General features: G+C 63.4%; 28 protein-coding genes and 2 pseudogenes. 17 read left to right on the forward strand and 13 right to left on the reverse strand.

Annotated elements, in window-relative coordinates:
* Window positions 1-1,011 (reverse strand): DUF2336 domain-containing protein, encoded by a 1,011-nt coding sequence (locus tag NKJ08_RS17150; RefSeq protein ID WP_352525654.1) that lies wholly within the window; start codon window positions 1,009-1,011, stop codon window positions 1-3.
* 187 nt (window positions 1,012-1,198) lie between these two features.
* Between NKJ08_RS17150 and NKJ08_RS17155 the strand changes: the two genes are divergently transcribed.
* Complete coding sequence (locus NKJ08_RS17155; protein WP_352525655.1) at window positions 1,199-1,390, forward strand: hypothetical protein; 192 nt, start codon at window positions 1,199-1,201, stop codon at window positions 1,388-1,390.
* Between the two features lie 119 nt (window positions 1,391-1,509).
* Here NKJ08_RS17155 and NKJ08_RS17160 read toward each other — a convergent pair whose 3' ends face one another.
* The 5 genes from NKJ08_RS17160 to NKJ08_RS17180 all read right to left on the reverse strand — a co-directional run bounded on the left by NKJ08_RS17160 (window position 1,510) and on the right by NKJ08_RS17180 (window position 6,157).
* The gene (locus tag NKJ08_RS17160) at window positions 1,510-1,971 is read right to left on the reverse strand and encodes a RidA family protein (protein ID WP_352525657.1); all 462 of its coding nucleotides are present in this window, start codon (window positions 1,969-1,971) and stop codon (window positions 1,510-1,512) included.
* A gap of 17 nt (window positions 1,972-1,988) precedes the next feature.
* Window positions 1,989-2,537 carry a DUF1254 domain-containing protein gene (locus NKJ08_RS17165; RefSeq protein ID WP_352776834.1) on the reverse strand — a complete coding sequence of 183 codons (549 nt, stop codon included), beginning with the start codon at window positions 2,535-2,537 and terminating at the stop codon, window positions 1,989-1,991.
* Window positions 2,530-3,114 carry a DUF1214 domain-containing protein gene (locus tag NKJ08_RS17170; RefSeq protein WP_352525660.1) on the reverse strand — a complete coding sequence of 195 codons (585 nt, stop codon included), beginning with the start codon at window positions 3,112-3,114 and terminating at the stop codon, window positions 2,530-2,532. Before NKJ08_RS17170 ends, NKJ08_RS17165 begins: the two co-directional genes overlap by 8 nt.
* A 95-nt stretch (window positions 3,115-3,209) precedes the next feature.
* Complete coding sequence (locus tag NKJ08_RS17175; protein ID WP_352525661.1) at window positions 3,210-5,366, reverse strand: transglycosylase domain-containing protein; 2,157 nt, start codon at window positions 5,364-5,366, stop codon at window positions 3,210-3,212.
* Between the two features lie 152 nt (window positions 5,367-5,518).
* Window positions 5,519-6,157, reverse strand: a complete 639-nt coding sequence (locus NKJ08_RS17180; RefSeq protein WP_352525663.1) for a TetR/AcrR family transcriptional regulator — start codon at window positions 6,155-6,157, stop codon at window positions 5,519-5,521.
* 122 nt (window positions 6,158-6,279) lie between these two features.
* On the opposite strand from NKJ08_RS17180, the gene NKJ08_RS17185 reads away from it, so the two are divergent.
* The 4 genes and pseudogenes from NKJ08_RS17185 to NKJ08_RS17200 all read left to right on the forward strand — a co-directional run bounded on the left by NKJ08_RS17185 (window position 6,280) and on the right by NKJ08_RS17200 (window position 11,155).
* Window positions 6,280-8,694, forward strand: coding sequence for a GcvT family protein (locus NKJ08_RS17185; RefSeq protein ID WP_352525692.1), 2,415 nt, complete (start codon window positions 6,280-6,282; stop codon window positions 8,692-8,694).
* A gap of 12 nt (window positions 8,695-8,706) precedes the next feature.
* On the forward strand, window positions 8,707-10,260 hold the full coding sequence (locus NKJ08_RS17190; protein ID WP_352525664.1) for a trimethylamine methyltransferase family protein: 1,554 nt from the start codon (window positions 8,707-8,709) through the stop codon (window positions 10,258-10,260).
* 178 nt (window positions 10,261-10,438) lie between these two features.
* Window positions 10,439-10,734: pseudogene (locus tag NKJ08_RS17195) on the forward strand (type II toxin-antitoxin system HigB family toxin).
* Window positions 10,734-11,155, forward strand: a pseudogene (locus tag NKJ08_RS17200) (helix-turn-helix domain-containing protein). The pseudogenes NKJ08_RS17195 and NKJ08_RS17200 overlap by 1 nt, the downstream one beginning before the upstream one ends.
* 108 nt (window positions 11,156-11,263) lie before the next feature.
* Here the strand turns inward: NKJ08_RS17200 and NKJ08_RS17205 are convergent.
* Together NKJ08_RS17205 and NKJ08_RS17210 are read right to left on the reverse strand one after the other, a co-directional pair.
* The gene (locus NKJ08_RS17205; RefSeq protein ID WP_352525665.1) at window positions 11,264-11,896 is read right to left on the reverse strand and encodes an NAD(P)-dependent oxidoreductase; all 633 of its coding nucleotides are present in this window, start codon (window positions 11,894-11,896) and stop codon (window positions 11,264-11,266) included.
* Between the two features lie 21 nt (window positions 11,897-11,917).
* Window positions 11,918-12,811 carry a class I SAM-dependent methyltransferase gene (locus NKJ08_RS17210; protein WP_352525666.1) on the reverse strand — a complete coding sequence of 298 codons (894 nt, stop codon included), beginning with the start codon at window positions 12,809-12,811 and terminating at the stop codon, window positions 11,918-11,920.
* 129 nt (window positions 12,812-12,940) lie between these two features.
* On the opposite strand from NKJ08_RS17210, the gene NKJ08_RS17215 reads away from it, so the two are divergent.
* On the forward strand, window positions 12,941-13,837 hold the full coding sequence (locus tag NKJ08_RS17215) for a LysR family transcriptional regulator (protein WP_352525668.1): 897 nt from the start codon (window positions 12,941-12,943) through the stop codon (window positions 13,835-13,837).
* 46 nt (window positions 13,838-13,883) lie between these two features.
* Here the strand turns inward: NKJ08_RS17215 and NKJ08_RS17220 are convergent, their stop codons facing one another.
* From NKJ08_RS17220 to NKJ08_RS17230, 3 genes are all read right to left on the reverse strand, one after another.
* Window positions 13,884-14,045, reverse strand: a complete 162-nt coding sequence (locus tag NKJ08_RS17220; protein WP_352525670.1) for a hypothetical protein — start codon at window positions 14,043-14,045, stop codon at window positions 13,884-13,886.
* An 82-nt stretch (window positions 14,046-14,127) separates the two neighbouring features.
* Entirely contained in the window at window positions 14,128-15,747 is a 1,620-nt protein-coding gene (gene groL / locus NKJ08_RS17225; protein ID WP_352776833.1) for a chaperonin GroEL, read from the reverse strand.
* A gap of 102 nt (window positions 15,748-15,849) precedes the next feature.
* Complete coding sequence (locus tag NKJ08_RS17230; RefSeq protein WP_352588754.1) at window positions 15,850-16,188, reverse strand: co-chaperone GroES; 339 nt, start codon at window positions 16,186-16,188, stop codon at window positions 15,850-15,852.
* A 242-nt stretch (window positions 16,189-16,430) separates the two neighbouring features.
* Between NKJ08_RS17230 and NKJ08_RS17235 the strand changes: the two genes are divergently transcribed.
* Window positions 16,431-16,703, forward strand: a complete 273-nt coding sequence (locus tag NKJ08_RS17235) for a hypothetical protein (RefSeq protein WP_352776832.1) — start codon at window positions 16,431-16,433, stop codon at window positions 16,701-16,703.
* The gene (locus tag NKJ08_RS17240; RefSeq protein ID WP_352776831.1) at window positions 16,700-16,966 is read left to right on the forward strand and encodes a DUF1488 family protein; all 267 of its coding nucleotides are present in this window, start codon (window positions 16,700-16,702) and stop codon (window positions 16,964-16,966) included. Before NKJ08_RS17235 ends, NKJ08_RS17240 begins: the two co-directional genes overlap by 4 nt.
* 30 nt (window positions 16,967-16,996) lie before the next feature.
* Here NKJ08_RS17240 and NKJ08_RS17245 read toward each other — a convergent pair whose 3' ends face one another.
* Both NKJ08_RS17245 and NKJ08_RS17250 read right to left on the reverse strand, forming a co-directional pair.
* Entirely contained in the window at window positions 16,997-17,188 is a 192-nt protein-coding gene (locus NKJ08_RS17245; protein ID WP_352530525.1) for a hypothetical protein, read from the reverse strand.
* Window positions 17,189-17,232: 44 nt separating this feature from the next.
* The gene (locus NKJ08_RS17250; protein ID WP_352782393.1) at window positions 17,233-17,448 is read right to left on the reverse strand and encodes a hypothetical protein; all 216 of its coding nucleotides are present in this window, start codon (window positions 17,446-17,448) and stop codon (window positions 17,233-17,235) included.
* Between the two features lie 275 nt (window positions 17,449-17,723).
* On the opposite strand from NKJ08_RS17250, the gene NKJ08_RS17255 reads away from it, so the two are divergent.
* The 9 genes from NKJ08_RS17255 to NKJ08_RS17295 all read left to right on the forward strand — a co-directional run bounded on the left by NKJ08_RS17255 (window position 17,724) and on the right by NKJ08_RS17295 (window position 25,686).
* Window positions 17,724-18,134, forward strand: a complete 411-nt coding sequence (locus NKJ08_RS17255) for a DUF3168 domain-containing protein (protein WP_352530523.1) — start codon at window positions 17,724-17,726, stop codon at window positions 18,132-18,134.
* A gap of 392 nt (window positions 18,135-18,526) precedes the next feature.
* Entirely contained in the window at window positions 18,527-18,826 is a 300-nt protein-coding gene (locus tag NKJ08_RS17260) for a hypothetical protein (RefSeq protein ID WP_352530521.1), read from the forward strand.
* A 65-nt stretch (window positions 18,827-18,891) separates the two neighbouring features.
* Window positions 18,892-19,557, forward strand: coding sequence for a response regulator transcription factor (locus NKJ08_RS17265; protein WP_352530519.1), 666 nt, complete (start codon window positions 18,892-18,894; stop codon window positions 19,555-19,557).
* Window positions 19,541-20,980, forward strand: coding sequence for an ATP-binding protein (locus NKJ08_RS17270; RefSeq protein ID WP_352530517.1), 1,440 nt, complete (start codon window positions 19,541-19,543; stop codon window positions 20,978-20,980). Before NKJ08_RS17265 ends, NKJ08_RS17270 begins: the two co-directional genes overlap by 17 nt.
* Before the next feature lie 109 nt (window positions 20,981-21,089).
* Window positions 21,090-21,524 carry an RT0821/Lpp0805 family surface protein gene (locus NKJ08_RS17275; protein WP_352776829.1) on the forward strand — a complete coding sequence of 145 codons (435 nt, stop codon included), beginning with the start codon at window positions 21,090-21,092 and terminating at the stop codon, window positions 21,522-21,524.
* 117 nt (window positions 21,525-21,641) lie between these two features.
* Window positions 21,642-22,772: a c-type cytochrome biogenesis protein CcmI gene (gene ccmI / locus NKJ08_RS17280; RefSeq protein WP_352530513.1), complete on the forward strand. Its 1,131-nt coding sequence runs from the start codon at window positions 21,642-21,644 to the stop codon at window positions 22,770-22,772.
* A gap of 3 nt (window positions 22,773-22,775) precedes the next feature.
* A complete protein-coding gene (gene ccmE, locus NKJ08_RS17285; RefSeq protein WP_352530511.1) occupies window positions 22,776-23,219 on the forward strand; it encodes a cytochrome c maturation protein CcmE in 444 nt (147 codons plus the stop codon).
* Window positions 23,220-23,233: 14 nt separating this feature from the next.
* Window positions 23,234-25,222 carry a heme lyase CcmF/NrfE family subunit gene (locus NKJ08_RS17290; protein WP_352530509.1) on the forward strand — a complete coding sequence of 663 codons (1,989 nt, stop codon included), beginning with the start codon at window positions 23,234-23,236 and terminating at the stop codon, window positions 25,220-25,222.
* Window positions 25,219-25,686, forward strand: a complete 468-nt coding sequence (locus tag NKJ08_RS17295; RefSeq protein ID WP_352530507.1) for a cytochrome c-type biogenesis protein — start codon at window positions 25,219-25,221, stop codon at window positions 25,684-25,686. Before NKJ08_RS17290 ends, NKJ08_RS17295 begins: the two co-directional genes overlap by 4 nt.
* Window positions 25,687-25,721: the final 35 nt, after the last annotated feature.

Genomic DNA, 25,721 nt, shown 5'->3' on the forward strand with positions numbered 1-25,721 from the left:
TCAGACGCGACGCGCCCTCGAGCTGGCGGCAGCATCGGCGCTGTTCGGCTTGCGCAGGTCGGCGTTTGCGGCGACGCGGCCGGGCTTGCGAACGACTTTCGACACGGTGTCGGCCTTCCAGCCGCGGAGCCTGTCCAACGCCGCGTCGCGGTGCAGCAGGCGGTAGCGGTCGAGGAAGATGCGGATCGCTTGCGGGTGCGGAAACTCGGTCGGATAGATGGCGGCTGTGATCAGGAACGCCTTGTCTTCGCTAAGGTCGAGCGCGCGCAAGGCGGCCAGCAGCGGTGTGTAATTGTGGCTCGCGGTAAGCGTCCGCGCCGTCGAAAAATCGACTTCGAGCGCATCGGCGAGCGCTGTCTGGAAAAATGCCGCATTGCCGGTCAGCGCGGTCTCGCGCAGCTTGACGTAGGTTTGCGTGTCGACGAACGGACCGATGGTGGTGCCGCTCTCGGCGCGCATCATGGATCGCAACCGGCGGCGTACAGTTTCGGCGGCGGCATCGGCCGCCTCTTGCCTGTTGGCATCGATCGCAACCATTTCGGCGTTTTCGGGCACGGCGTTGGCAGTTGCTTCGGGCTGCTGCGACCGCACCAGCGTCGGCCTTTCAAGCACCCTGATCAGATCGGCGATCGTTTGATTGAGATCCTTGCGGCGGGCAATGGCACGGGCATGCGGCAGGCCGTGGCGGCCGATCAGCGCAATGAGGTCGACGTCGCTGAGGGCGCGCGAGCGGATGAGCAGCGGGGCGGCGATGTCGACCCGCTCCTGGCAAAGCCGCCGCACCAGCGCGGCGGGCGCATATTCGCATTCGGAAAGGGCTGCCGCGACGTAGCGGCGCGATTCGACCGAAACGTTGTCGAAAAGCGGCAGCGTCAGGTCTTCGAGTTGCGCGATCTCCCGGCGCGAAGGGCGGGTGAGCGAACAGAACGCCGATACCGCGGCGCGGAACAGCCTTTCGGCCTTTCCCGGTTCAGCTCCTGCTGCGATTTGCCTGAAATCCGAAGCTGACACGAAGGATACGCCCGACACTCGACACGATCTGGACTGCGCTCTGCCGGGCTGTACCGGTTTCGCGTTTCCCAAGAACAAAGATCAATTTAGCGGCGATCCGTTAGCGCTCCGTTAACCTACTACCGCCTTAATCGACTATGGAGGCGTTGCGTTGTGCTCCGGGGCAACCGAGAGGAATACGCGAACCATGGGCATGGTACTGTCTTTCGTGCCGCGAACGGCGGCAACCAATCGAGCACAGCAAGCCACCGGAACAGCGGCGGCGGTGATCATTTTTCCCGGCGTCCGCTACGAGCAGCGGCCGCTGACCGGCGAGACGCGGCCGACCGGTCCTGACAAGCCGGGGCCTTCGGGGACTTTGCCGGTACCGCATCACTGAGTCCCGGTCGAAGGTCGCTAAAGTGCGTCGCCCTTGAACGGCCTCTCGCCACGCGATTTAAGTTGTTGCTTTTGCATGTCGTTATCCCAAAACCGCTGCGCACTTTCGGGCGCCATGCATCAGGCTTCGGCGATCATTGCGATCGAGACCTTCAGCCTGGGCATGCGGACAGGGAGCTTGGCTCCTTGCCGTGCCGGCGGATCGGTCGGAAACCACTTCACCCATTCTTCGTTCATGCCCGGAAAGTCATCCTCGTCGGCGAGAATGACGGTGGCACTGACGGCCTTGTCGAGCGTCGTTCCGGCGGCTTTCAGAATTGCTGTGATGTTACGCAGGGCTTGCGCTGTCTGCTCTTGTATCGTCTCGCCCACAATCATGCCTGTCGCATCGTAGGCGGCTGTCCCTGAGACAAATACCAATCCTGCACACTTTACCGCGTGACTGAAAACGGGTGGGGCCTTGGGCAGGTCATCGCCGGATATAATGGTCCGTGACATATCGATGCTCCTCCCTCTGACGACTGGCTCCTTGCACCTGATCGCAACGACAATCAAGACTATCGGAACGGGATGTTCCACCATCGACTTTCAGAACAGGTCTAAAAATCCTGCAGTTCGCAGGAACTCTGTTCGAGAAACCGCGAGACGATCGGCTTCCAGCTGTCGTCGGGCACGAACGAGCGGATGACGAACATGCCTTCCTCAATCGGCGCCTCGACGAAGATGGCCCCTTGCAGCTCTTCGGGAAGATCCTTGCGGACCTCGATCATCTGTGCCGGCGTCAGCACGACGGTGTCCAGCACGCCTGCGGTCGCGCTGTGGTCGTTGAACGAGTAGATGTTGTGGCCGCTCCGATCATAGACCGATATCGACCAGAACGGTACCTTTCCCGGCGCCTTGACTCGCACCATCCCCTCGGCAAGGTCGAAGCGGCAAGCCGCCGCATAAAACAGCGGATCGACTGATTTCACCACCGGCGCGCCGCCGGCTTCCGCGTCGAGCCTGGTCATCTTGTAGAGATCCGAGGCCATGGCCAGGCGCGACCACGCGTCGCGTTCGGAAAACTCCGGGACGAGCAGCAGCACCACGATGTGCACGATGCCGGCGCCAAGCAGGCCGAGCAGCACGACATGCAGCAGGCTACGCATTGCAGCCGACCTTCTTGATCTGCGGCAACGCGACGTCCGAGAGACCGGTGCTGCTGGCGATCGGCGTATCGTAAAACGTGAGCACGAAATACATCTTGCCGGCGCCGCTGGTCAGCAACCAATTGCTGGGCGCCGGGCGGTTGCCGACGGAAATGACCACCGAATTGTCGGCTTGGCGCAGCACCTGGTAGGACTGCAGCGCAGCCAATCTCGGCTTGCCGGTCTCGATTACGCCGAGCGACTGGTCGGCGGCATACAGGGTCCAGAACCGGGCGGTGGGAAAGCCGCCCTCGATATTGTAGGCACATTGCCGCCTGAGCTGCTCGCCGCCGGAATCGTGGTCGGCGATGAAGGACAGTCCTTCCGCCTGTCCGAGCGCCAGCACGCCTTCGCGCGCCACGCGGGCCTTCGAATAGGGATCCGCCGTCGGCGTGCCGATATCGGGAAAGGCGGTCCATTGGCCGATCCTGATGGCGCCGGCGCCGTCCTGCAGCTTCAGCGCGTACCAGACGCTGCCGCCACCGCCGACGATGGCGATAGCAAGCGAAAGCAGTGTCAGGAAGGCGTTCTTGAGCATGAGGAGCCGGGAACCGAAGGCGGGGGACAGAAAATTGCTGCTCGGGGATATCGCGGCGCAGGGGCTTGTGGCAAGCGGCGCGCGGAATTGGCCGCTCAAAGCGCCGACAGGGTCTCCGGTGCAGCGGGCGAGAGCACGGGTGCGGTCTGGAACAGCTTCGTGAGTTCCTTCAGGGTCTGGGTGGTCCGGCTGGACAGCACCGGCGGACGCTCGGCTGCGGCATCGGCTGCTGCCTGTTCGGCGTTCTTCTTTTCCGCTTCCTCGGCCTTGGCAGCGATTTCGGCATCGACGAAGGGGTGATCGAGACCGGGGATCGGTTTGAGGTCGATATTCTGGTGCGCATAGAGCATCAGCCGCTGCCACACCATTGCCGGCAGCGTGCCGCCGGTCATCTTGTTGGTCGCGGTGAAGTCGTCATTGCCGAGCCAGACGGCGGCCGTGTAGTTGCCGGTAAAGCCGACAAACCAGGCATCGCGATAGGACTGGGTCGTGCCGGTCTTGCCGGCGATAACGATGTTTGGAAGGGCCGCGCGCCGGGCCGTGCCGATCACCGGAACCGCCGCCAGCATGGTGTTCATGTATTTGAGCGCCTGCTCCGACAGCACCCGGTGCGGCGGCGGCGCGTCCTTGGCGAAGTCGTAGACCATGTCGCCGGTACGGGTGAAGAGTTGGCTGACGCCATGCCGGGTTCCGGCAAAGCCGTTCTGGGCGAACACGCTGTAGCCCGTCGCCTGGTCCATCACGGTCATGCCCGATGTGCCGAGCACCATGGTCTTGTGCGATTCCAGCGGCGATTCGACGCCCATCGCCTCGGCAATCGCCTTGATCGGCTTGATGCCGAGATAATCCTTGGCCAGCCGCACCGGCACGGTGTTGATCGATTTGGCCATCGCCGTGATCAACGTGACTTTGCCGGCCGACCCGCCATTGTAATTGTGGGGCGACCAGCTGCCCCAGGAGATCGGCCCGCCGGAAACCACCGAATCCGGCGTGAAGCCATGCTCCATCGCCGTTGCATAGACATAGGGCTTGAACGAGGAGCCGGTCTGGCGAAGCGCCTTGGTGGCGCGGTTGAACTGGCTGGCGCCGTAGTCGCGGCCGCCGACGATCGCCCTGACCGCGCCATTGGTCTCGATGACGACGATGGCGCCCTCGGTGACGTTGTATTCCTTGCCGAACTGGCGGAGGTGGAACTCCATCGATTCTTCGGCCGCCTTCTGGATGTTGCCGTCGAAGGTGGTGTGGGCGACGAGCGAATGCTGGCCGCTTTTGGCGGCGATCTTCTTGACCTCATCGAAGGCCCAGTCGAGGTAGTAATCGGGGCTCTTCTGCTCGCCGCGATCAACGATTTCGGCCGGGTGTAATCTTGCCTGTAGCACCTGGCCTTCGGTCATGAAGCCGGAATCGACCAGATTGGACAGCACCACATTGGCCCGCGCCCGGGCAGCGGGCAGGTTTATGTGCGGCGCGTATTTGGTCGGCGCCTTGAACAGGCCGGCCAGCATCGCCGCCTCGGCCAGGTTCAGGTCCTTGACGCTCTTGCCGAAATAGAAATCGGCCGCCGCCTCGATGCCGAAGGTGCCGCCGCCCATATAGGCGCGGTCGAGGTAAAGCTGCAGGATTTCCTTCTTCGACAGATTGGCTTCCAGCCACAGCGACAGGAAGGCTTCCTTGATCTTGCGCTCGAACGTCCGCTCATTGGTCAGGAACAGGTTCTTGGCCAGCTGTTGGGTGATACTCGAGCCGCCCTGGACGACGGAATTGGCTCGTACGTTCTCGAATATAGCGCGCGACAGGCCAAGCACGTCGATGCCGTAATGGTCGAAGAAACGCCGGTCCTCGGTGGCCAGCACCGCCTTGATGACGTGGTCGGGCATCTCGTCGACCGGCACCGAATCGCGTTGGATGATGCCGCGCTGGCCGATCTCGTTGCCGTAGCGGTCAAGGAAGGTGACAGCGAAGTCGCCCTGCGTGCGCCAGTCGCCGGCGGTAATCTGGAAGGCCGGCAAGGCCAGCGCCAAAAGGACGACGATACCGCCGGCGCCGAGCGTGAACCCTTCACTCAACAGTTCGATCATGCCGCGGCGCCAGCCGCCGACGCGGAAGCGCCGCGAGAAGATGGTGGCCGCTTCCCAGAACTGGCGCGCCTTGAAACCGATCTCGTAGACCGAGGAATCGATCCAGGCATCCACCGCCAGCAGCCTTGCGGCGATCGGACCTCTTCTCTTGCGTGGTTCCAAAGGACTGGTCATTCCAGGATCCGGCTGCAGCGATGCCGCCAACTGAGAAACGCATGCCGGCAATTTCAGGGCGGCGCGCCGTTCAAGACTATTCGTCCATTTTGGTGCTGCCTACAAGGGCTACGCGGGAGGTTTGAGGCGAGAACCGCGCCCGCAAGCTGCCATCACCGCGCGGCGATGAAGCGCATGAAATGCGCGACGTCGGCCTCGCTCGGTTCCTGCCCGGTGAAACTGCGCAAATAGGCGGCGAGATGGCTGACCCTTGCCTCGACCGGCTCCTTGATGTCGAGCACGTAATAGCCGATCTGCATGTAGTAGAGTACACGGGCACGGATGAAGGCGTCCTCGTCATCGTAGCCATGCCGGCGGTACATGTCGCGGATTGCGCTCAGGCGGTCGTTGTCGGCCTGGTCGATGGCGCGGCGCACGTCGTCGGAACGGCGCGCCCATTCGCGGATGGCAAAGTCGAGCCTGGGATCGAACAGGCGCTCGTCAGCCCAGCATTCGAACACGTTCATGACGCCCATGATGATCGAAGCGGCCGGGCGCTCCGCACGTTCGACGATCGCCTTGGTATTGGTGTCCCGCCAATGGGCAAGCAGCTGGTCGAGCAGGTCCTGACGGCTCTGGAAATACCAGTAGAAGCTCGAGCGCGAGACGCCGAGCTTCTGGCCGAGCGGCAAAACGCGCACGCTTTCGACGCCGTCCGAAATGAGCGTCTGGAGGGCAAGATTGATCCAGTCCCAGCGCGTCACCTTGATGTTGCCGGGCGCTGGCTCGTCGTGCGGAGCAATCATGATCATGGGCGCACAATAGGCATGCGCGTCAGCTCCGTGCAAGGCGTGTGGACAGCTATGTCTACACTCTAGACACACATGTACAGTACGTATATGGTGACCGTCTCCAACAAGCTCAGGGGATGGCCGTGAAGTCGCATTGCCGCGCAGTCGTCATCGGGGGAGGCGTGGTTGGGGCGTCGGTGCTCTATCATCTGGCGCGCTTCGGCTGGACCGACATTGCACTGATCGAACGTGCCGAACTGACCGCCGGTTCGACCTGGCACGCAGCGGCCGGCTTCCATGCGCTCAACGCCGATCCCAATGTCGCGGCGCTGCAGGACTACACCATCAAGCTCTATCGCGAGATAGAGGCTGAATCTGGCCAGGATGTCGGCCTGCACATGACCGGCGGCGTCAACATCGCCAGTGATCCTTCCCGTTGGGAATGGCTGAAATCGGCCTGGGCGGTGTTCCAGTCGGTCGGCATCGAAACGGCGCGGCTGGTGACGCCGGAAGAAATCAAGGCGATCTGTCCGATCGTCGACGTGAGCGGTGTCCTTGGCGGCCTCTACGATTCCAACGAAGGCCATCTCGACCCTTACGGAACGACGCATGCCTATGCCGGTGCTGCGAAGAAACGCGGCGCCGATGTCATTCTGCGCAACCGCGTTCTCGACCTGAAGCCGCGTGCCGACGGCAGCTGGGACGTCCTCACCGAGCAGGGGACGATCGTTGCCGAGCATGTCGTCAATGCCGGTGGTCTCTGGGCAAAGCAGCTCGGTCGCATGGCCGGCGTCGACCTGCCGGTAACGCCGATGGAGCACCATTACTTCGTCACCGAGGACATCCCCGAGGTCGCGGCGCTCGACAGAGAGATCGGCATTGTCGTTGACCTCGAAGGCTTTTCCTATCTGCGACAAGAACGCAATGGGGTCCTGCTCGGCATCTACGAACAGGATCCGAAGCACTGGAACATGGACGGCGCGCCGTGGGACTACGGCATCGAGCTGATCCCGGAAAACATCGACCGTATCAGCCCCGAACTCTCCAAGGCCTATGAGCGCTTTCCCTGCCTGGCCACGGCCGGCATTCGCAAATGGGTCAATGGCGCCTTCACCTTCACCCCGGACGGCAACCCGATCGTCGGCCCGGTGCGCGGCCTCAAGAACTACTGGGTCGCCTGCGGCGTCATGGCCGGCTTCAGCCAGGGTGGCGGCGTCGGCAAATCGCTGGCCGAGTGGATGATCCATGGCGAACCGCAAGCCGACATCTTCGGCATGGACATCGCCCGCTATGGAGCGTTTGCGGCAAACCGCGAATATCTCAGGCAGACGACGCACCAGTTTTATGCGCGCCGCTTCGTCATGACCTTTCCCAACGAGCGCCTTCCTGCCGGAAGGCCGCTGAAACGCCCCGGCGCCTATGACGGCATGACGGCGGCGGGAGCCGAATGGACATCTTCCTGGGGGCTGGAAATCCCCGCCTATTTCGCACCGATGGGCTTTCGCGAAAACACCACGCTGAAACGCTCCAACGCCTTCGATATTGTCGGCGACGAGGCGTTACAGGTCAGGCGTGCTGCCGGTCTCGTCGATACCTCGGCCTTTTCGCGTTATGCCGTATCCGGTCCGGGCGCGGAAGCCTGGCTCGACCGGCTGCTGGCCTCAAAACTGCCGAAACCCGGGCAGGCGAAGCTCGCGCCGATGCTGGGCGATGACGGCCGTCTGAAGGGCGATCTCACCGTCTTCAACTGGGGCGACGGCAAGTTCTGGCTCATGGGCTCCTACTATCTGCGCGAATTCCATATGCGCTGGTTCGAGGCTCATACGGCGGACGGTGTTCTCGTCACCGACCTCTCCGATGCGATGGCCGGGTTCCTCGTCACCGGGCCGAATGCCAGGACCATCGTGGCGCGCACGACGCATCAGGACGTCTCGGCAAGCGCGCTGCCGTTCATGGCTTGCGGCGAGTTCGACATCGGCATGGTGCGGGCGCAGGTGGCGCGGCTGTCGATCGCCGGCGAGCTCGGCTTCGAGATCAATTGCCCCTTTGCCATGCATGCCGGCCTGCGCGAAACGCTGCTTGCCGCCGGCGAGGATCTCGGCCTTGCCGAAATCGGCTTCTACGCGCTGAATACGCTCAGGCTGGAAAAGAGCTTTGGCATCTGGTCGCGCGAATTCACACAAGGCTATACGCCGGGCCAGACCGGCCTCGATCGCTTCGTCGCCGTCGCCAAAGGCGACTTCATCGGCCGCGAGGCGGTGCTGAAGGAGCGCAATGGCGCCCGCCGAGAACGATGCCTCGTGACACTTGAAGTCGACGCCGTCGATGCCGACGCCAGCGGCTTCGAGCCGGTCTGGCATAATGGCCGGCGCATTGGCTTCGTCACCTCCGGCGGCTATGGCTACACGGTTGGCAAGAGCCTGGCGCTGGCGCTTGTCGAGCGCGATTTTGCCCGTGAAGGCACGGCCTTGTCGGTGCACATCGTCGGCGCCGAGCGGCCGGCGCGGATCATCCCCGCTTCACCCTACGATCCCCTGGGCAAGGCGATGCGGCAATGAGGAGGATTGGCCATGGTCGATGACGCCGCACGTGAAATCAGGCGCGAACGCCGGCGCGGACGAGCCGGCGAGGCCGGCAGCGAGAGCAGCCGGCGGCCGGATTATCGCTCGCTGAAGAACCCGTTCCTGCCGCAGCCGGTCTTTTCGGCCGACCAGGTCGCCGCGATCCACGACACGGCACTGCGCGTGCTGGAAGACCTCGGCATCAAGGTGCTGCTGCCCGAGGCACGCACCATTCTTGCCCGCGCCGGCGCCTTGGTCGACGAGGACAGCCAGATGGTGCGTATCGGCCGCGACATCGTCGCGGCGGCACTCGCCTCGGCGCCGAAATCGATCCGGGCGCATGGCGGCGACCGTGTCCGCGACCTGACGCTGGAGCTCGGCTCGCTCACCTTCCTGGCTGGCTCGGGTGCGCCCAACGTCACCGATCTCGAACGCGGCCGGCGGCCGGGAACGCTTGCCGCGTTCGAGGATCTCATCCGGCTGGTGCAGCATTTCGACGTGCTGCACATGCTAGGGCCGTGTATCGAACCGCAGGACATCGACAATCGCTTCCGCCACTATGCGGTCAATCGCGCGCAGCTGACGCTGTCCGACAAGTTCCCGTTCATCTTCGCGCGCGGCACGCCGCAGGTCGAGGACGGCTTCGAGATGCTGCGGCTGGCGCGCGGCCTGTCCGAGGATGAGTTCCGTTCGGGCGCTTATTGCTACACCGTCATCAACACCAATTCGCCGCGCCAGCTCGACATTCCGATGGCGCAAGGCATCATCGACTTTGCCAGGGCCGGCCAGGTGCTGATCATCACGCCGTTTTGCCTGGCCGGCGCCATGGCGCCGATCACCGTCGCCGGCGCGCTGACGCTGCAGCATGCCGAGGCACTGGCCGGGCTGGCGCTGGCGCAGATCGTGCGGCCGGGTGCGCCGGTCGTCTACGGCTCGTTCTCATCCAATGTCGACATGAAATCCGGGGCGCCGGCCTTCGGCACGCCCGAGCACGTCAAGGCGACGCTCGGCGCCGGCCAGCTTGCGCGCTTCATCGGCCTGCCATGGCGGTCCGGCGGCGGCAGCGCCGCCAACGTTTCCGATGCGCAGGCAGCGCACGAGACGCAGTTTGCGCTGTGGGGCACAGTGCTTGCGGGCGCTACGGTGTGCATCCATGCCGCGGGCTGGCTCGAAGGCGGGTTGAGCGTGTCCTTCGAGAAGCTGATCACCGATGTCGAGGCGCTGCAGACTGTCGCGGAACTCTGCGCGGCAACCCCGGGCGACGAGGATGCGATCGGCTTCGACGCCATTGCGGAGGTGCAGCCGGGCGGTCATTTCTTCTCGGCCGGACACACCATGGCGCGCTACCGCACCGCTTTCTACGAGCCGCTGGTGGCCGACTGGTCGAATTTCGGCAATTGGACACAGGCCGGCTCAAAGACCGCGACCGAGCGTGCCACCGGCATCTGGAAACGGCTGCTGGCCGACTTCCGGCCGCCGGCTTCCGCCACCGCCACGTCAGGCATCCTCGACGAAATCATCGCCCGCCGTACCGAGCAGGGCGGGGCAGCACCGGTGTCGTGAGGCAACTCGACCGGGCCGAACAATCCGGATGGAGGGGCGGGGCGTGGTGCCGAGCGTTGCTCGGCGATCCTTCGTCCGACGTTGCGTCCTCAAGGCGCTCAAGTTGATAGCGGCATAGAGCTTCCCTTTTTGGGAAATTGCCTCTTGTTCCCATTTTGGGAATTTGCTGTGTACGGCCGTGCAGATCGTCAGCAAGAAGACCCTTGTCGACTTCTGGTCCAGGCACCCGCAGTTGAAGGGTCGCTGACGGCTTGGTATCAGGTGGTCGCCAAGGTCGAGTGGAAGACACCCGCCGACGTCAAGACCCAGTTTGGTGCGAACGTGGACTTCGTCAGCGACAATCGCGCGATTTTCGACATCGCCGGCAACAAATACCGGGTCATCGTTCACGTCAGCTATACCTACAAGCGGGTGCTGATCAAATTCGTCGGCACCCATGCCGAATACGACAGGATCGATGCGGAGACAGTGTGATGGAAAATATTCGTCCTCTTAGAACCGAAGATGACTACGACTGGGCCATCGCCGAGATCACCAGATACTTCGAGAGCGAGCCCGAGGTCGGCTCGCCCGACGGCGATCGTTTTGACGTGCTGACCGATCTCATCGAGGCCTACGAGGCCAGGCACTATCCGATCGAGGCGCCGGACCCTGTCGCGGCCATTCGCGATCATATGGAAATGGCGGGTCTCAAACAGGCGGCCCTGCCGAGGTTGTTGGCTCCGCTTCCAGAGCCTCGGAAATCCTGAACCGGAAGCGCTTGTTGACAATGGACATGGTGCACCTGATCAACAAGAATTGGCACATTCCGGCAGAGGTGCTTATCCGGCCTTACCATCTGGCAGCTGATGAAAAGGCCCAGGGTCGGCGGCGGGCACGCGCGGCCGCAGGATAAGCACGTCTACGTCATTGCGCTGGCTTGGGCCGCCGCCACCGCCGGCATCCTCGATGAATTCATAGCGCGGCGCACCGAGCAGGGCGGGCAGCACCGGTGTTGTGAGCGTCAGCGAAGGATGCTGACTGCCCTGCGCGAGTAGGTGGTGTCGTTGAGCTGGCCGAGCATGAAGGCCGCGACGTCGGCACGCGCCAGCGTCGGCAGCAGCGACGCCGACCGGATGCTATTGCCGTGGCGGAATTCACCGGTTGCCGCTCCATTGCTCAGCTTGGGTGGCCGCACGATGGTCCAGTCGAGACTGGATTGGACGATGAGCCTTTCCTTCGCCTCATGGTCCGCCACCTCATGGCGCAGAACCAACGGTACGATGACGCCGCCAAGTAGCGGCCCCAGTTGCCGCCGGCTGTCGCGAACCCCAAGGAATGAAAGATAGATGAGCCGTTCAGGGCCGGCCTGCGGCATGGCCGCGACGATGAAGCCGATGCCGGCGACCACGGCCGGGTCGCGTTTCAGCGGCACGCCGACCCCGAGACAGCTGAAAACCGCATCATGCCCTGCAACTGCACGTTCGACCGCCTGTCGATCGGCGACATTTCCGACGATCACCTTCAGATTTTCGTGGCTGATGGCAAGCTTGCCCGGCGTGCGGACGAAGGCGGTCACAGCATGGCCCTTCGCCAGGGCCGCCGAGACAAGCACACGACCGGTCGCACCCGAGGCGCCGAAGATCAGCAGTTTCATCGTCCGCCTCCCTGGAAACCGTTAGCCCGGCTTGCGCCCGGCGACGAAGGCGACAGGCGCCCCGGTCGGGCCGGGCAGCAACCGGCTATCGGCATAGCCGCACTGGTCGACCAGATCCTGGGCCGCGCCTTGTTCGAACACCGTCCCACCCCACATTGTGGTGCGAAAGCGGGCGAGGGCCTCTCCCAGTGCATCCGGTCCGGGATTGACCATTGCCAGCAGCAGCCACCCGCCGGGCCGCAACGCGGCATGGCTGCGCTTGACGATGACCCTGACATCTGGCTCGGGGATGAAGGCGCTTGGCACGAAGACCAGGTCGAACGCGTTCTTGTCCGCGATATCCTGCCCCAGGCCGGTGCGCAGTTCGATGCGATGTTCGAGCCCGGCCGCCCTGACGTTGGCGGCGGCCTGCGCGATGGCTTCAGGCAGGGGATCGACACCGACCGCCTTCAGGCCGGGCCATTGCCGAAGCATCGACACCGACAGCGCGCCGACGCCGACGCCAATATCCAGGAAGGCTGCGCCCGATGCGGCGAGCCTCTCCGGCAAACCGGCAAGTTGTGGCGCGATCAGCCGCTTCATCAGCGCCGGGAAGCCAGATGAAACGTCGCCGAGGGCCTGCCGTAAACCAGCTTCCAGAGCCTCGGCGCTTTCGGAGGATTCCGACAGCAGCTTGCCGCCGGACAGCAGGTCGACCCGGATGCTGGCCAGCACCGGCGCAAGTTCGATGACGCTCGCACTTGCCACGACGTCGGAGGCGCCGAGTTCGCCGAGCACGGCTTCTGTGCGCTGGGCGGCACTGCCATCGAGTGGCGTGCGGGAAATACGCGCCTCCATCGCCAACCCGAGCGCCACAAGCGCATTGGCCGACGTCGCGTGCCGCGCCACCATCGTTCGCAAACCTTCGATGTCCATCGATCGCTTCCCTGAATTGGATCAGGCCTATTCTCGCGCGGACGACACGTTCAGGCGATTTGCAATTTCCGAGCACGCTTGTGCAAAACTGCACAGGCGTGCGGCGGGGAATTGATCTAGAATAGGTTCGTGATCAAGACAGGCGAACCGGACTGGAACGATTTGCGCTACTTTCTCGCTGCCGCCCGCGCGGGAACGTTGTCGGGAGCAGCGCGTGCATTGGGCGTGCGTCACACGACGATCAGCCGGCGCCTGGCTGCTCTTGAAGAGGCGCTCGGGGTGTCGCTTGTCGTGCGAAGGCGGCATGGCATTGAGGTCACGCCGCTTGGCCAGACATTGCTGCCGCTCGGCGATGACCTTGAACGTACCATGCAAGCACTGACGGTCCTTGTGCGTTCGGGCAAGAATAGCGTTCGGCTCGCACTGCCGTCGGGTCTCAGCCCTCTTTTTGCCGAGCGTATGGCGGCGTTCCATAAGGCCCATCCAGACATCAACCTGGAACTGACGAGCGGCAGCAGGCCGGTGGACTTGCAGCACGGTGAGGCCGACCTTGCGGTCAGGATCGGCACCGTTGCCGACGACGATTTGATCGCGCAGAAGCTTTGCGTTGCGGGCTGGTCAATTTATGCGTCCCAGCGCTACCTCGACCGTCACCCAATGCCCATCGATCCTCGCCAGCTGGCCGGACACGAGATCATTGGATTTCACGCAAGCCTTGCCGGCGTCCCCGGCGCCAAGTGGGTGGAGGCGCACGGCGCCGGCGCGACAATTGTCTTTCGTGTTGCCGAAATGACGGAAATGCTGGCGGCGGCCCTGAGCGGCGCCGGTCTGGCAGTAATGCCCTGCATGTTGGCCGAAGCCGAACCGCGGATGGTGCGCCTCGCCCCCGACATTCTCGGCAGTCATCCGGTGTCGCTCGTCTATCGCCGGGAAATCGGGGCGGAGGCGCCGGTGCGCGCCGTCATCCGCTTCGTTGCTACCGTCATCAAGGACCATGCCGCGCTGATCAGCGGCGAGACGCGATAAGGGCCTGGTGCCGCGCTTGCGCGGGGGTGCCGGGGAATGGCAGTCGTCACATGGGACGCTTGTCCGCGATCTTTTTCGGGTCGCGGCCTATCGTGCCGGCGTCGGCTTTCCTGTGCTTGTCGGCAAGCCTGCGAATGCGATCGAAGCGGCTTTCCTCGGCCACTTTGGTCTTCGCCGCTGCATTTGGCTTCGGGACGAATGCGATCATGGATCGATCTCCTTGCCGATGGTGCGCGCCGGGGAAGATACCCCGGCGGCTGTCTTTCAGGCCTGTTTCCGGCAGCGGCTGGTCAATAGCCCATGCCGCCGGTCGAAGCAGCGGCTTCCTTGGCCGGAATGTCGGTGATCATGGCTTCCGCAGTGATCAGGAGCGCCGCAATGGAGCCCGCGTCCTGCAGCGCCGTCCGCACCACCTTCGCCGGGTCGACGATGCCGGCCTTGATCATGTCGACATAGACCTCGTTCTGGGCATCAAAGCCCTGATTGTGGTCCTTGCTGTCGGCGAGCTTGCCGACGACGATCGAACCTTCGACGCCGGAATTCTCGGCGATCTGCCGGATCGGCGCTTCGAGCGCTCTCGACACGATCGAAATGCCCGCCGTCACATCGGCATTGGCTCCGGTCAGCCCGTTCAGCACAGCCTTGGCGCGCAGCAACGCGACGCCGCCGCCCGGAACGATGCCTTCTTCGACGGCCGCGCGCGTGGCGTTCAGCGCATCGTCGATGCGGTCCTTCTTTTCCTTAACCTCGGATTCGGTGGCGCCGCCTACGCGGATGACGGCAACGCCGCCCGCCAGCTTGGCGAGACGTTCCTGCAGCTTCTCCTTGTCATAGTCGGAAGTGGTTTCCTCGATCTGCCCCTTGATCTGCTGGACGCGCGCCTGGATGGTGGTCTTCTCGCCGGCGCCGTCGATGATCGTGGTGGTGTCCTTCTCGATCAGCACGCGCTTGGCGCGGCCGAGCATGTCTATGGTGATGTTCTCCAGCTTGATGCCGAGATCCTCGGAAATCATCTGTCCAGCGGTGAGCACGGCGATGTCTTCCAGCATCGCCTTGCGGCGGTCACCGAAGCCAGGCGCCTTGACGGCCGCGACCTTGAGGCCGCCGCGCAGCTTGTTGACGACCAGCGTCGCCAGCGCTTCGCCCTCGACGTCCTCGGAGATGATCAACAGCGGCCTGCCGCTTTGCACCACGGCTTCGAGGATGGGCAGCAGCGCCTGCAGATTGCCGAGCTTCTTTTCGTGGATGAGGACGTAGGGGTCTTCCAGCTCGGCGCGCATCTTTTCGGCATTGGTGACGAAATAGGGCGAGAGATAGCCGCGGTCGAATTGCATGCCTTCGACGACGTCGAGTTCGGTTTCGGCGGTCTTGGCTTCCTCGACGGTGATGACGCCGTCATTGCCGACCTTGTCCATCGCCTTGGCGATCATGGCGCCGACGCTGGTGTCGCCATTGGCGGCAATGGTGCCGACCTGCGCGATTTCACCTGAGGACTTGACCTTCTTGGCGCGCGCCTGGATTTCCTTGACGACGGCGGTCACGGCAAGGTCGATGCCGCGCTTGAGGTCCATCGGGTTCATGCCGGCGGCAACGAATTTGGCGCCTTCGCGCAGGATGGAAGCGGCAAGCACCGTGGCGGTGGTGGTGCCGTCGCCGGCAAGGTCGTTGGTCTTCGAGGCCACTTCGCGCACCATCTGCGCGCCCATGTTCTCGAATTTGTCGGAAAGTTCGATTTCCTTGGCCACCGTCACCCCGTCCTTGGTGATGCGCGGCGCGCCATAGGCCTTGTCGATGATGACGTTGCGGCCCTTGGGGCCGAGCGTCACCTTGACGGCGTTGTTGAGGATTTCGACGCCGCGCAGCATGCGGTCACGCGCGTCGGTGGAGAATTTGATTTCCTTGGCAGACATGATTTTTTCCAGTTCGGTTGGTCGTGGCAAGACGCTTGCAGCGCGCCTCAATCAAAGCTTGGAGCGTCCTTTGCGCGCCCGAGAGGGCGCGCGGCATTCCAGTCAGGCGGCCTTCTTGGCAGCCACGGTTTTGTCGATGATGCCCATCTCGCTCTTCTCGATGATGCCCATGATGTCGGCCTCCTTCATGATCAGAAGGTCCTCGCCGTCTATCTTGACCTCGGTGCCGGACCATTTGCCGAACAGGATGAGGTCGCCGGCCTTGACGTCGAGCGCCATCAGCGCGCCGCTTTCGTCCCGCGCGCCCGGCCCGACGGCGATCACTTCGCCTTCCTGCGGTTTTTCCTTGGCATTGTCGGGGATGATGATGCCGCCCTTGGATTTGGTGTCGCTTTCGGCGCGCCGAATGACGACGCGATCGTGGAGTGGCCGGAATTTCATGGGGACTCTTTCTGGGGCCGGCTTAGGCGGCCGCCCCTCTCTATAGGCGCCTTGGCACTCGATTGATAGGAGTGCCAAAAAATATTCATAGGGGATGTAAAATATTGAATGTATTATTTTGCCTGGCCATCCCCCGGTGTTCGGGCCTTGCCGAATATTAATGAAATTGAATTTCTGTCTTTGAACACCTATTTTATGGTGAATTCACATTCACGACTTTCGCTGCAAGGGAGATTTTACCGATGGCCGAAGGCAATCAGAACATCATGGAAAAAGCTCAGGCTCGCTTCATGGAAAATCAAAAGAAAACGGCGGAGCGGAACAAAGCAACTGCCGAATATCTCTCGGAGGCCAAGGCCAGGAGCATCAAAACGGCAAGACTGAGGGAATTGCGACTGGCCAAGGAAGAGGCGGACCGCGCGGCGGAAGCTCTGAATCCGGTCGCACCAAAGAAGAAGCGGGCGTCGCGGACAGTCAAGCAGGCCATATCTGCATCGACGGAGGCCAAATCATGAGCCTGACATTTCCCAATCCCAGCCGCAGCTACGACGAGGCAAGCAAACGCATTCGCTTCGTCGGCCATGACGGCATGTTCCAGATTTCCTTCTCTGTCGCAACCGATGCCATCTCCAAGATGCAGCCGGGAACGGCGGCCTCCGAAGCTACCTATCTGGCGGCCTTCGACATGGCTTCCAGCTCAATTCATGACGTCGCCAAGAATGCCTATGCCCGTACCCGCAGGAGCATGTACGTGCTGACTGCAGCCGATTTTCGCTAGATCCTTCGCGATCGCTCACACGACGGTTGCTCAGGACTTGCGGTCCGCCTTGGCTCGCCGCTTGACGTCGCGACTGTTCAGCCGATCGACCATCGCGTCCGCATCGCGCGTGTTCATGCCGACCATGAGCTGATGCTTGAGCTCGACCGGCTGGCCGGTGAAGACATCGAAGACGGTCCAGCTGTGAGGATGCTCCATGCGCAGTGCGTAGCGATTTGCCATCTTGGCGTCCTTTAGTTTCCGCCCGATCGATGAAAGTCGATCGGTCAGGCCTGGGCGATGAAGAATACTGCCGCCAGGACAAGCACAGTCCACAAAACGACGGACAGCTTCAGGGCCAGGCTACCGTGCGCCGAGAGCACCTCCCGAGTGCGGCTCACCAAGCTCTTGATGATCGTCGACATAGTCGGCGCCGCAATCGCGACCGGCGGCGCCTTGACCCGAAGCTTTCCGAAAACAGGCAGCAGCGATGGCTCGCGCACGAAAACGACCTCGAATGTCTGGAAAACCAGACATCTTCATAGCACCGTTTTTTCAAACTCCATGCATGCCAAATGAATTCGCGGGTTGGCATCACCCTCAAGGGCGTCTGTGACGCGAAAGGTCGCGGGTTCCAGGAGTAGGACTTATTCCCGAGGTCATGAAGGTACATAATCCGCACGAGACGCGCTGATTCGCGCTTTGCCGGGATGCCGTCATGCAAAGCAGTTATGCTGCAGGGAGGCGCGCGCTGACGCGACGGGCGAGGGGGAAGACAATGACCGCGCCGGCCGTCGAATTGCAGAAGGCCGTATTCGAGGCAGTGAACGGCGATCCCGATTTGTCGGCGGCACTGGGCGACGCAAGATTATTCGACCATGCGCCAGCCAATGTTGCGTTTCCCTACATGACCTTCGGCCGCACCAGCGTCTACGACTGGACAACGGGGACGGAGAACGACGCCGAACAGCTGCTGACGCTGCATGTCTGGTCGAAATCCGAGGCCAGCAAGGAAACCCTCGACATAATGGACCTGGTCAGCACCCGCCTGCGAGATGCGGCGCTCTCGCTTGGCGAGCATCGCCGCGCCCATCTCAAGCTCGAATTCGCCGAAGCCCGCTACGACGAGGACCTTTCGGCCCATCACGGTCTGCTGCGCTTTCGCGCCATGATCGAGGACGACGGCTGACCACCGGGCGCTTCTCGTCGGGTTCATTCGCAAATCGGGCAATTTTGTTCTTGCTTTGTGCCGGCAGCTATGCTATAAATTTGAATATGGTGCTGATTGGCGCCAACGACCTGCCGCCGAGTCGGGTTTTTTGTTTCAGGTTCGGTTCCCTGAATCTGCCATCGGCTGCCCTTGGGCCGGGTGCTTCGTCCTCCCAAATGATCCTGCCCGCCAAATGATACTGTCCCGTTGTCGGCGAAAGATTGGAGGGCTAGGTTAAACTTCGGCTATTTCCCGGGATGGGCGGCGAAATGGCAAATCCGGTAATCTCGCGCTTCAGGGGTGTGGCGGGCATGCATTCGAGCGTTCACCGTTCATATCACGTTCAGCACCGGCGCGTTAGAACGCTGACCATGAAAACCCTTCGCTCCCACGTCCGGACCGCGACACTGGCGCTCTCAGCCGCCGGTCTGCTTGCGTCGCAAGCGATGGCGATCCCCGTTGTCGTGCCCGAGCAGCCGCAGCCGGTCGTCCTCGCCGCGTCCGACTGCTACGCGATCGGCCAGCAGGTGGCCGAGCAGAATGGCGGCACTTTGGCCAAGGCCTCGCAGTCGACACGCGGCGGCCAGCCGGTCTGCATCATCGTCGTGCTCGTTCCGGGCAAGGAAGGGCAGCGTCCGCGTCGCTCGGAGATCGTCGTTCCACTGAACTGAACCGTGCCGTTTCCCAGTCTGCCGGAATCGGCCTATATCTGACCAGCTTCAACAGGCCCTCCTGCATGCGCGTACTCGTCGTCGAAGATGACAAGGATCTCAACCGGCAGATCGGCGACGCGCTGCTCGATGCCGGCTACGTCGTCGACCGCGCTTTCGACGGCGAGGAAGGGCATTTTCTTGGCGACACCGAGCCCTACGATGCGGTCGTACTGGACATCGGCCTGCCGCAGATGGACGGCATCAGCGTGGTCGAGCGCTGGCGCCGCGGCGGCCGCAAGATGCCGGTGCTGATCCTGACGGCACGCGATCGCTGGAGCGATAAGGTCGCCGGCATCGACGCCGGCGCCGACGACTATGTCACCAAGCCTTTCCACATCGAGGAAATCCTGGCCAGGGTGCGGGCCTTGATTCGGCGTGCCGCCGGGCACGCCTCGTCCGAGCTGACCTGCGGGCCGCTGCGCCTCGACACCAAGGCCTCCAAGGCCGATATCGACGGCGTGCCGCTGAAGCTGACCTCGCACGAGTTCCGCCTGCTTGCCTATCTCATGCACCATATGGGCGAGGTCGTATCCCGGACCGAATTGGTCGAGCATCTTTACGATCAGGATTTCAACCGCGATTCCAACACAATCGAGGTCTTTGTCGGACGGCTTCGTAAGAAGATGGGCATCGACATGATCGAAACCGTTCGCGGCATGGGCTACCGCATGCGTGAGCCGGAGGCGTAACGCGGAACCGCTTCCTACAAAACCCGCCGTCTCAAACACGCTGTCGCTGCGGTCATGGCCGCGTTCGCTGGCGTTTCGCGTCATCGCCTTTTCCACGGTCTGGGCGATCCTCACTTTGGTCGTCATCTTCACCTTGATCACCACGCTCTATCGCCAGGCCAGCGAGCGCGGTTTCGACAGCCTGCTTTCGGCGCACCTGTTCAACCTGATCGGCTCGGTCGGCGTTTCCGAAGGCGGCCAGTTGACCGGCGCCCCCGACCTTGGCGATTTGAGGTTCTCGGAGCCGAATTCCGGCTGGTACTGGTCGGTCGAGCCTGCCTCGGAAGGCGTGCACGGCGATCTCCATTCGTCGTCGATGACCAAGGGGATTCCGTCGCCAAGTGTTGCCGAGGTGCCCTTCAATGCCAGCTTCCAGCGCAGTTATTCGGCGGACGGCATCGAAGGCGAGCAACTGGAGGTGTTCGAGAGCGAGTTCGTCCTCGATGCGAAAAACCGCGCCGCGCGCTTCCGTGTCATGGGCAACCAGACCGAGCTCGAGCAGGAAATCGCCACCTTCCAGCGGCGCCTTTTGACCTATCTGTCGCTGTTCGGCGTCGGCATGATCGCCATCAATGCAATCGCCATCCTGCTCGGCCTGCAGCCGCTGCGCCGGGTCAGGAATGCCCTTGCTATGGTGCGCGAAGGAACTGCGCAACGGCTCGACGGCCGCTTCCCGGCCGAGATCGAGCCGCTCGCCAACGAGACCAATGCGCTGATCGAGAACAACAGGCGTATCGTCGAGCGGTCGCGCACGCAGGTCGGCAACCTCGCGCACTCGCTGAAGACGCCGCTCGCCGTGCTGCTCAACGAGGGGCGGGCGCTGGGTGGCGCCAAGGGCCAGCTCATCGCCGAGCAGGCCGCTTCCATGCAGAAGCAGGTCGACCACTATCTGCAACGTGCCCGCGTCGCCGCGCAGCGCGACAGCGTCGTTTTCCGCACGCCGGTCGCGCCGCTGGTCCAGCGCATGGTGCGCGTGCTGCAGAAGCTCAACCCGCGGACCGCGCTCTCGCTCTCGCTGCCGGCCACCGACATCGTCTTTGCCGGCGAACGCGAGGACCTTGAGGAGCTGCTCGGCAATCTGCTCGACAATGCGATGAAATGGGCAAGGAGCGCAGTCGCCGTTTCCGTCAAGCCCATCGCCGGCAGGGAAGGGGCGGCCAATCTGTTCGAGATAGCCATCGAGGATGACGGCCCCGGCATTCCCGAAGACAAGGCGCGCGAGGCATTGCAGCGCGGACGGCGTCTCGACGAGACAAAACCCGGCAGCGGGCTCGGACTTGCCATTGTCGCCGACCTTATCAACGAGTATGGAGGCGTTCTGGCGCTGGAACGATCCGTCATGGGTGGATTGAAGGCGATGGTTCGATTGCGGAGCCTTCAGTAATGCTTTTCCGGGCGGCTGGCTGCGGCCAAATTTCCGATAAACATCGACATTATGGCCGCGCCAGCCTGCTGACAGCGCGGCGGTCCAGCTCAAGAAAGCCGGTATTGGCATGAAGATTCGCGTCGCGCTCGTTTCCGCCCTGCTCGCCGTCTCCGGCTGTACGACGCTCGGCACGGGCTCAGCCGTTACCGTGACACCGGCCGCCACGCCTCCCAGTGACGCCAAGGTCGCGACGACGATCATCGCCGCCATGGGCGGCGGCCTCGTCGGTGGCTCGATCGGCACCGGCTTGAGCAAGACCGAGAAGCGCAGCGCGCTCGAGGCGGAATACAAGGCGCTTGAATATACGGCGAGCGGCCAGAAGGTGGCGTGGAAGAGCGACAGTTCGGCCCATCGCGGCGAAGTTGTCGCCGCCCAGCCCTATCGCGTCGGCTCGCAGGACTGCCGGCAATACACCCATACGGTGTTTGCCGGCGCTGCCGGCGCCACCGCGCGCGGAACCGCCTGTCGCAATGCCGACGGCAGCTGGACCCCGCTGACGTAGCTCGCCGGCCGTTGATACACCGATCCCGGTCCGGCACTATCGATCGGAGCGGTCCCGCCAAAGCGTCGCAGCACGCTTGTGTTGGCAGGGCAAGGGTCTCGTTCTATTGGAAGAGCCATGCTGTTCTGGGTCATAGCCGCAATCCTGACGCTGGGCGCAAGCCTGGCGGTGCTGCTGCCGTTGGCGGGCGAAACAAAGAACACGTCCGCTGCCGGCGATCACGACCTTGAAGTCTATCGCGACCAATTGGCCGAGCTTGACCGCGACGTGGCGCGTGGCCTGATCCGGCCAATGGAGGCCGAAGAGGCGCGCGCCGAGATCGCCCGCCGCATCCTTCGCCTGAGCAATGCCGGCCCGGCCGGCACGACGGCGACACAGCGGTCGACAAGGCTGGTGGCGACCGCTGCCGTGCTGGTGGTTCCGCTGGTTAGCTGGGGCCTTTACGGCCAGCTCGGCTCACCCGACCTGCCGTCGCAGCCGCTCAGCGAACGCCTGGCCAAGAACCCCGCCGACAGCTCGGTGGACGAGCTGGTGGCACGCGCCGAAGCGCACCTTGCGGCCAACCCGTCCGATGGCCGCGGCTGGGACGTGCTGGCGCCGGTCTATCTGCGCATGCAGCGATACGCCGATGCGGTAACCGCGTACCGTAATGCCATTCGCCTTGACGGCGACAGCGCCGCCCGTCAAGCCGGCCTCGGCGAGGCGATCGCCAATGCGGCGGGCGGCATCGTTTCAGCCGACGCCCAGGCTGCTTTCGAGGCGGCGCTGAAGCTCGATCCGGCAAACCCGAAGGCCTCGTTCTATCTCGCCATGGGCTTGGCGCAGGAAGGCCGTACAGCTGAAGCGACGGCGGCTTGGCAAAAGATGCTTGCCGCCTTGCCGCAGGGCTCGCCGTGGCGCGGTGCCGTCGAGCAGGCGCTTGCCGAATCCGCCACACGCAACGTCGCTTCGGGAGCGCCGGCGAAAGGCCCGGGCGCCGAGGATATCGATGCCGCCTCCTCGATGTCGCCGCAGGACCGGCAAGCCATGATCAATACCATGGTCGCCGGCCTCGACGAAAAGCTTCGGCAAAATCCGCGCGACGAGCAAGGATGGATGCAGCTCGTTCGTTCCTATGTCGTGCTGGGCAAGACCGATCAGGCACGCGACGCGCTCAATCGCGGTATTGCCGTCTTTGGCGCCGATAGTGACCAAGCCAAGAAATTCACCGCCTTTGCCGCCTCGCTTGGCGTGACGGCGACGGAGTAGAGAATGACGCGCAAGCAGAAACGGCTGTCGGTGATCGCCGCAGGGCTGGCCTTCCTCGGTGCTGCCACCGGGCTGACCTTCTATGCGCTCGGCCAGAAGGCCTCCTATTTCTACATGCCGGCCGATCTGGCCACCGCCAGCCTTCAGCCCGGCCAGCGCATCAGGCTCGGCGGCCTCGTCGAAAAAGGCACCGTGGAGCGTAGCCAAGGCGCCACCGTCGCCTTTTCGGTCACCGATAACCAGAAGGACGTCAAGGTTACCTATACCGGCATTCTTCCCGACCTTTTCCGGGAAGGGCAGGGTGTGATCACCGAAGGCTCGTTTGGCCCCGACGGCGTCTTTGTCGCCGACAGCGTGCTCGCCAAGCATGACGAGACTTATATGCCCAAGGCGGTAGCCGACGGCCTCAAAGCCAAGGGCGTCTGGCAGGAGAGCAAGAGTGATTAGCGGGTGCGGCGACAATGGTTGAAACCGGACATTTCGCGCTGGTCCTGGCGTTTGCGCTGGCCTTGGTGCAGACGGTGGTGCCGTTGTTCGGTGCGCGCACCGGCAACCAGAAGATGATGGCCGTTGGCGCACCCGCCGCGCTGACCGGCTTTGCCTTGACGGCGCTGTCCTTCGTGGCGCTGGCGACCGCCTATGCAGGCTCCGACTTTTCGGTGGAGAGCGTCTGGGAGAACTCGCATTCGCTGCAGCCGCTGATCTACAAGATCACCGGCACCTGGGGCAATCACGAAGGCTCGATGCTGCTCTGGGTGCTGATCCTGACCTTCTTCGGCGGGCTCGTCGCCGTCTTCGGCGGTAATCTTCCGGCAACGCTTCGGGCCAATGTTCTTGGCGTGCAGGGCGCGATCGGCGCCACCTTCTTGCTGTTCATCCTGACGACGTCGAACCCGTTCGTCAGGCTCAATCCGGCGCCCATCGAGGGCCGCGACCTCAACCCGATCCTGCAGGATCTCGGCCTCGCCATCCACCCGCCGCTGCTCTATCTCGGTTATGTCGGCTTCTCGATCTGCTTTTCCTTCTCGGTCGCCGCCCTCATTGAGGGCCGCATTGACGCATCCTGGGCGCGCTGGGTGCGGCCATGGACGCTGGTCGCCTGGATGTTCCTCACCGGCGGCATCGCCATGGGCTCCTACTGGGCCTATTACGAGCTCGGCTGGGGCGGCTTCTGGTTCTGGGATCCGGTCGAGAACGCGTCCTTCATGCCGTGGCTGGCGGGCACGGCGCTGCTGCATTCGGCAATCGTCATGGAAAAGCGCTCGGCGCTGAAGATCTGGACGCTGCTTCTGGCGATCCTGACATTCTCGCTGTCGCTGCTCGGCACCTTCCTGGTGCGTTCCGGCGTGCTGACCTCGGTCCACGCCTTTGCCACCGACCCAACGCGCGGCGTTTTCATCCTCTGCATCCTGACGCTGTTCATCGGCGGCTCGCTGGCGCTGTTTGCCTTGCGGGCGTCTCGGCTCACAGCCGGCGGGCTGTTTCACCCGATCTCGCGCGAAGGCGCGCTGGTCCTCAACAATCTGTTCCTGACCACCGCCGCCGCCACCGTGCTGATCGGCACACTTTATCCGCTCGCCGTCGAGGCGCTTTCGGCCGACAAGATTTCGGTCGGCGCGCCGTTCTTCAACCTGACATTCGGCCCGCTGATGGTGCCGCTGTTGGTCGTCGTGCCGTTCGGGCCGCTGCTTGCCTGGAAGCGCGGCGACATTTTCGCGGTCGCCCAGCGCCTGATGGCGGCTTTCGCCGCGGCGCTGCTCGCCGTACTGGTGACGGCCTTGTTCATCGATGGCGCATCGGGATTCGCAGCGCTCGGTGTCGGCCTTGCCTTCTGGCTGATCTGCGGTGCGCTCACCGATCTCGCCGTCAAATCCGGCTTCGGCACCGTCGCGCCCGCCACCATGCTCAGGCGCTTCGCCGGCCTGCCGCGCTCGGTCTTCGGCACCGCGCTTGCGCATCTCGGCCTCGGACTGACGACACTCGGCATTGTCGGCACGCTTTGCTTCGGCACCGAAAAAATCCTGTCGATGCATGCCGGCGAGACCGTCGAACTGTCCGGCCACACGCTGCGCTTCGAGGGACTCTACCCGGCCCAGGGGCCGAACTACAGCGAGGTTCGCGGCCGCTTCGCTCTGCTTGACGCCGACGGCAGCGTCACCGGCGAGATCACCTCGGCCAAGCGCTCATACCCGGTGCGCCAGATGACGACGACCGAATCCGGCATCAGGACGATCGGCTTCAGCCAGCTCTATCTTTCGCTTGGCGACGAGGGCAGCGACGGCTCCGTCGTCGTTCGTCTGTGGTGGAAGCCGTTGGTGACACTGATCTGGGGCGGCGGCCTGGTGATGATGGCGGGTGCGGCGATATCGCTGCTCGACCGGCGCCTGCGCGTTGGCGCGCCGTCGCGCCGCAAGCCGGCGGGCGCCGTGCCATCGGCGAGCTCGTCATGAGCCAAAGGGTCACACTGGCCTCGCTGGTCCTGCTGCTAGCGCTGTTGTTCGCCGGCGTCGCGCAGGCGGTCAAACTCGACGAGGTGCTCGCCGACCCGGCGCTCGAGGCAAGGGCGCGCGCTTTGTCGGAAGGCTTGCGCTGCATGGTCTGCCAGAACCAGTCGATCGACGAGTCCGATGCCGATCTCGCCCGCGACCTGCGCATCCTTGTGCGCCAGCGCCTGGTAGCCGGCGACACCGACCGGCAGGTGATGGACTATGTCGTTTCACGCTACGGCGAATTCGTGCTGCTGAAGCCACGCTTCAGCCTGCGCAATGCCTTGCTCTGGGGCACGCCGGTTCTTCTGCTGCTCATTGGCGGGACCTTTATCCTGCTGGCCGCCCGCTCGCGCCGTTCGACGGCTACCAATGCGCTGACCGCCGACGAGCAGGCGGCGTTGGACGCGGTACTCCGTCGCGATTGATCGTAACATTACGAAAGTTTCATGTACCGGAAATG

The organism is Mesorhizobium sp. M0244 (assembly GCF_040321795.1).
Taxonomy (GTDB): domain Bacteria; phylum Pseudomonadota; class Alphaproteobacteria; order Rhizobiales; family Rhizobiaceae; genus Mesorhizobium.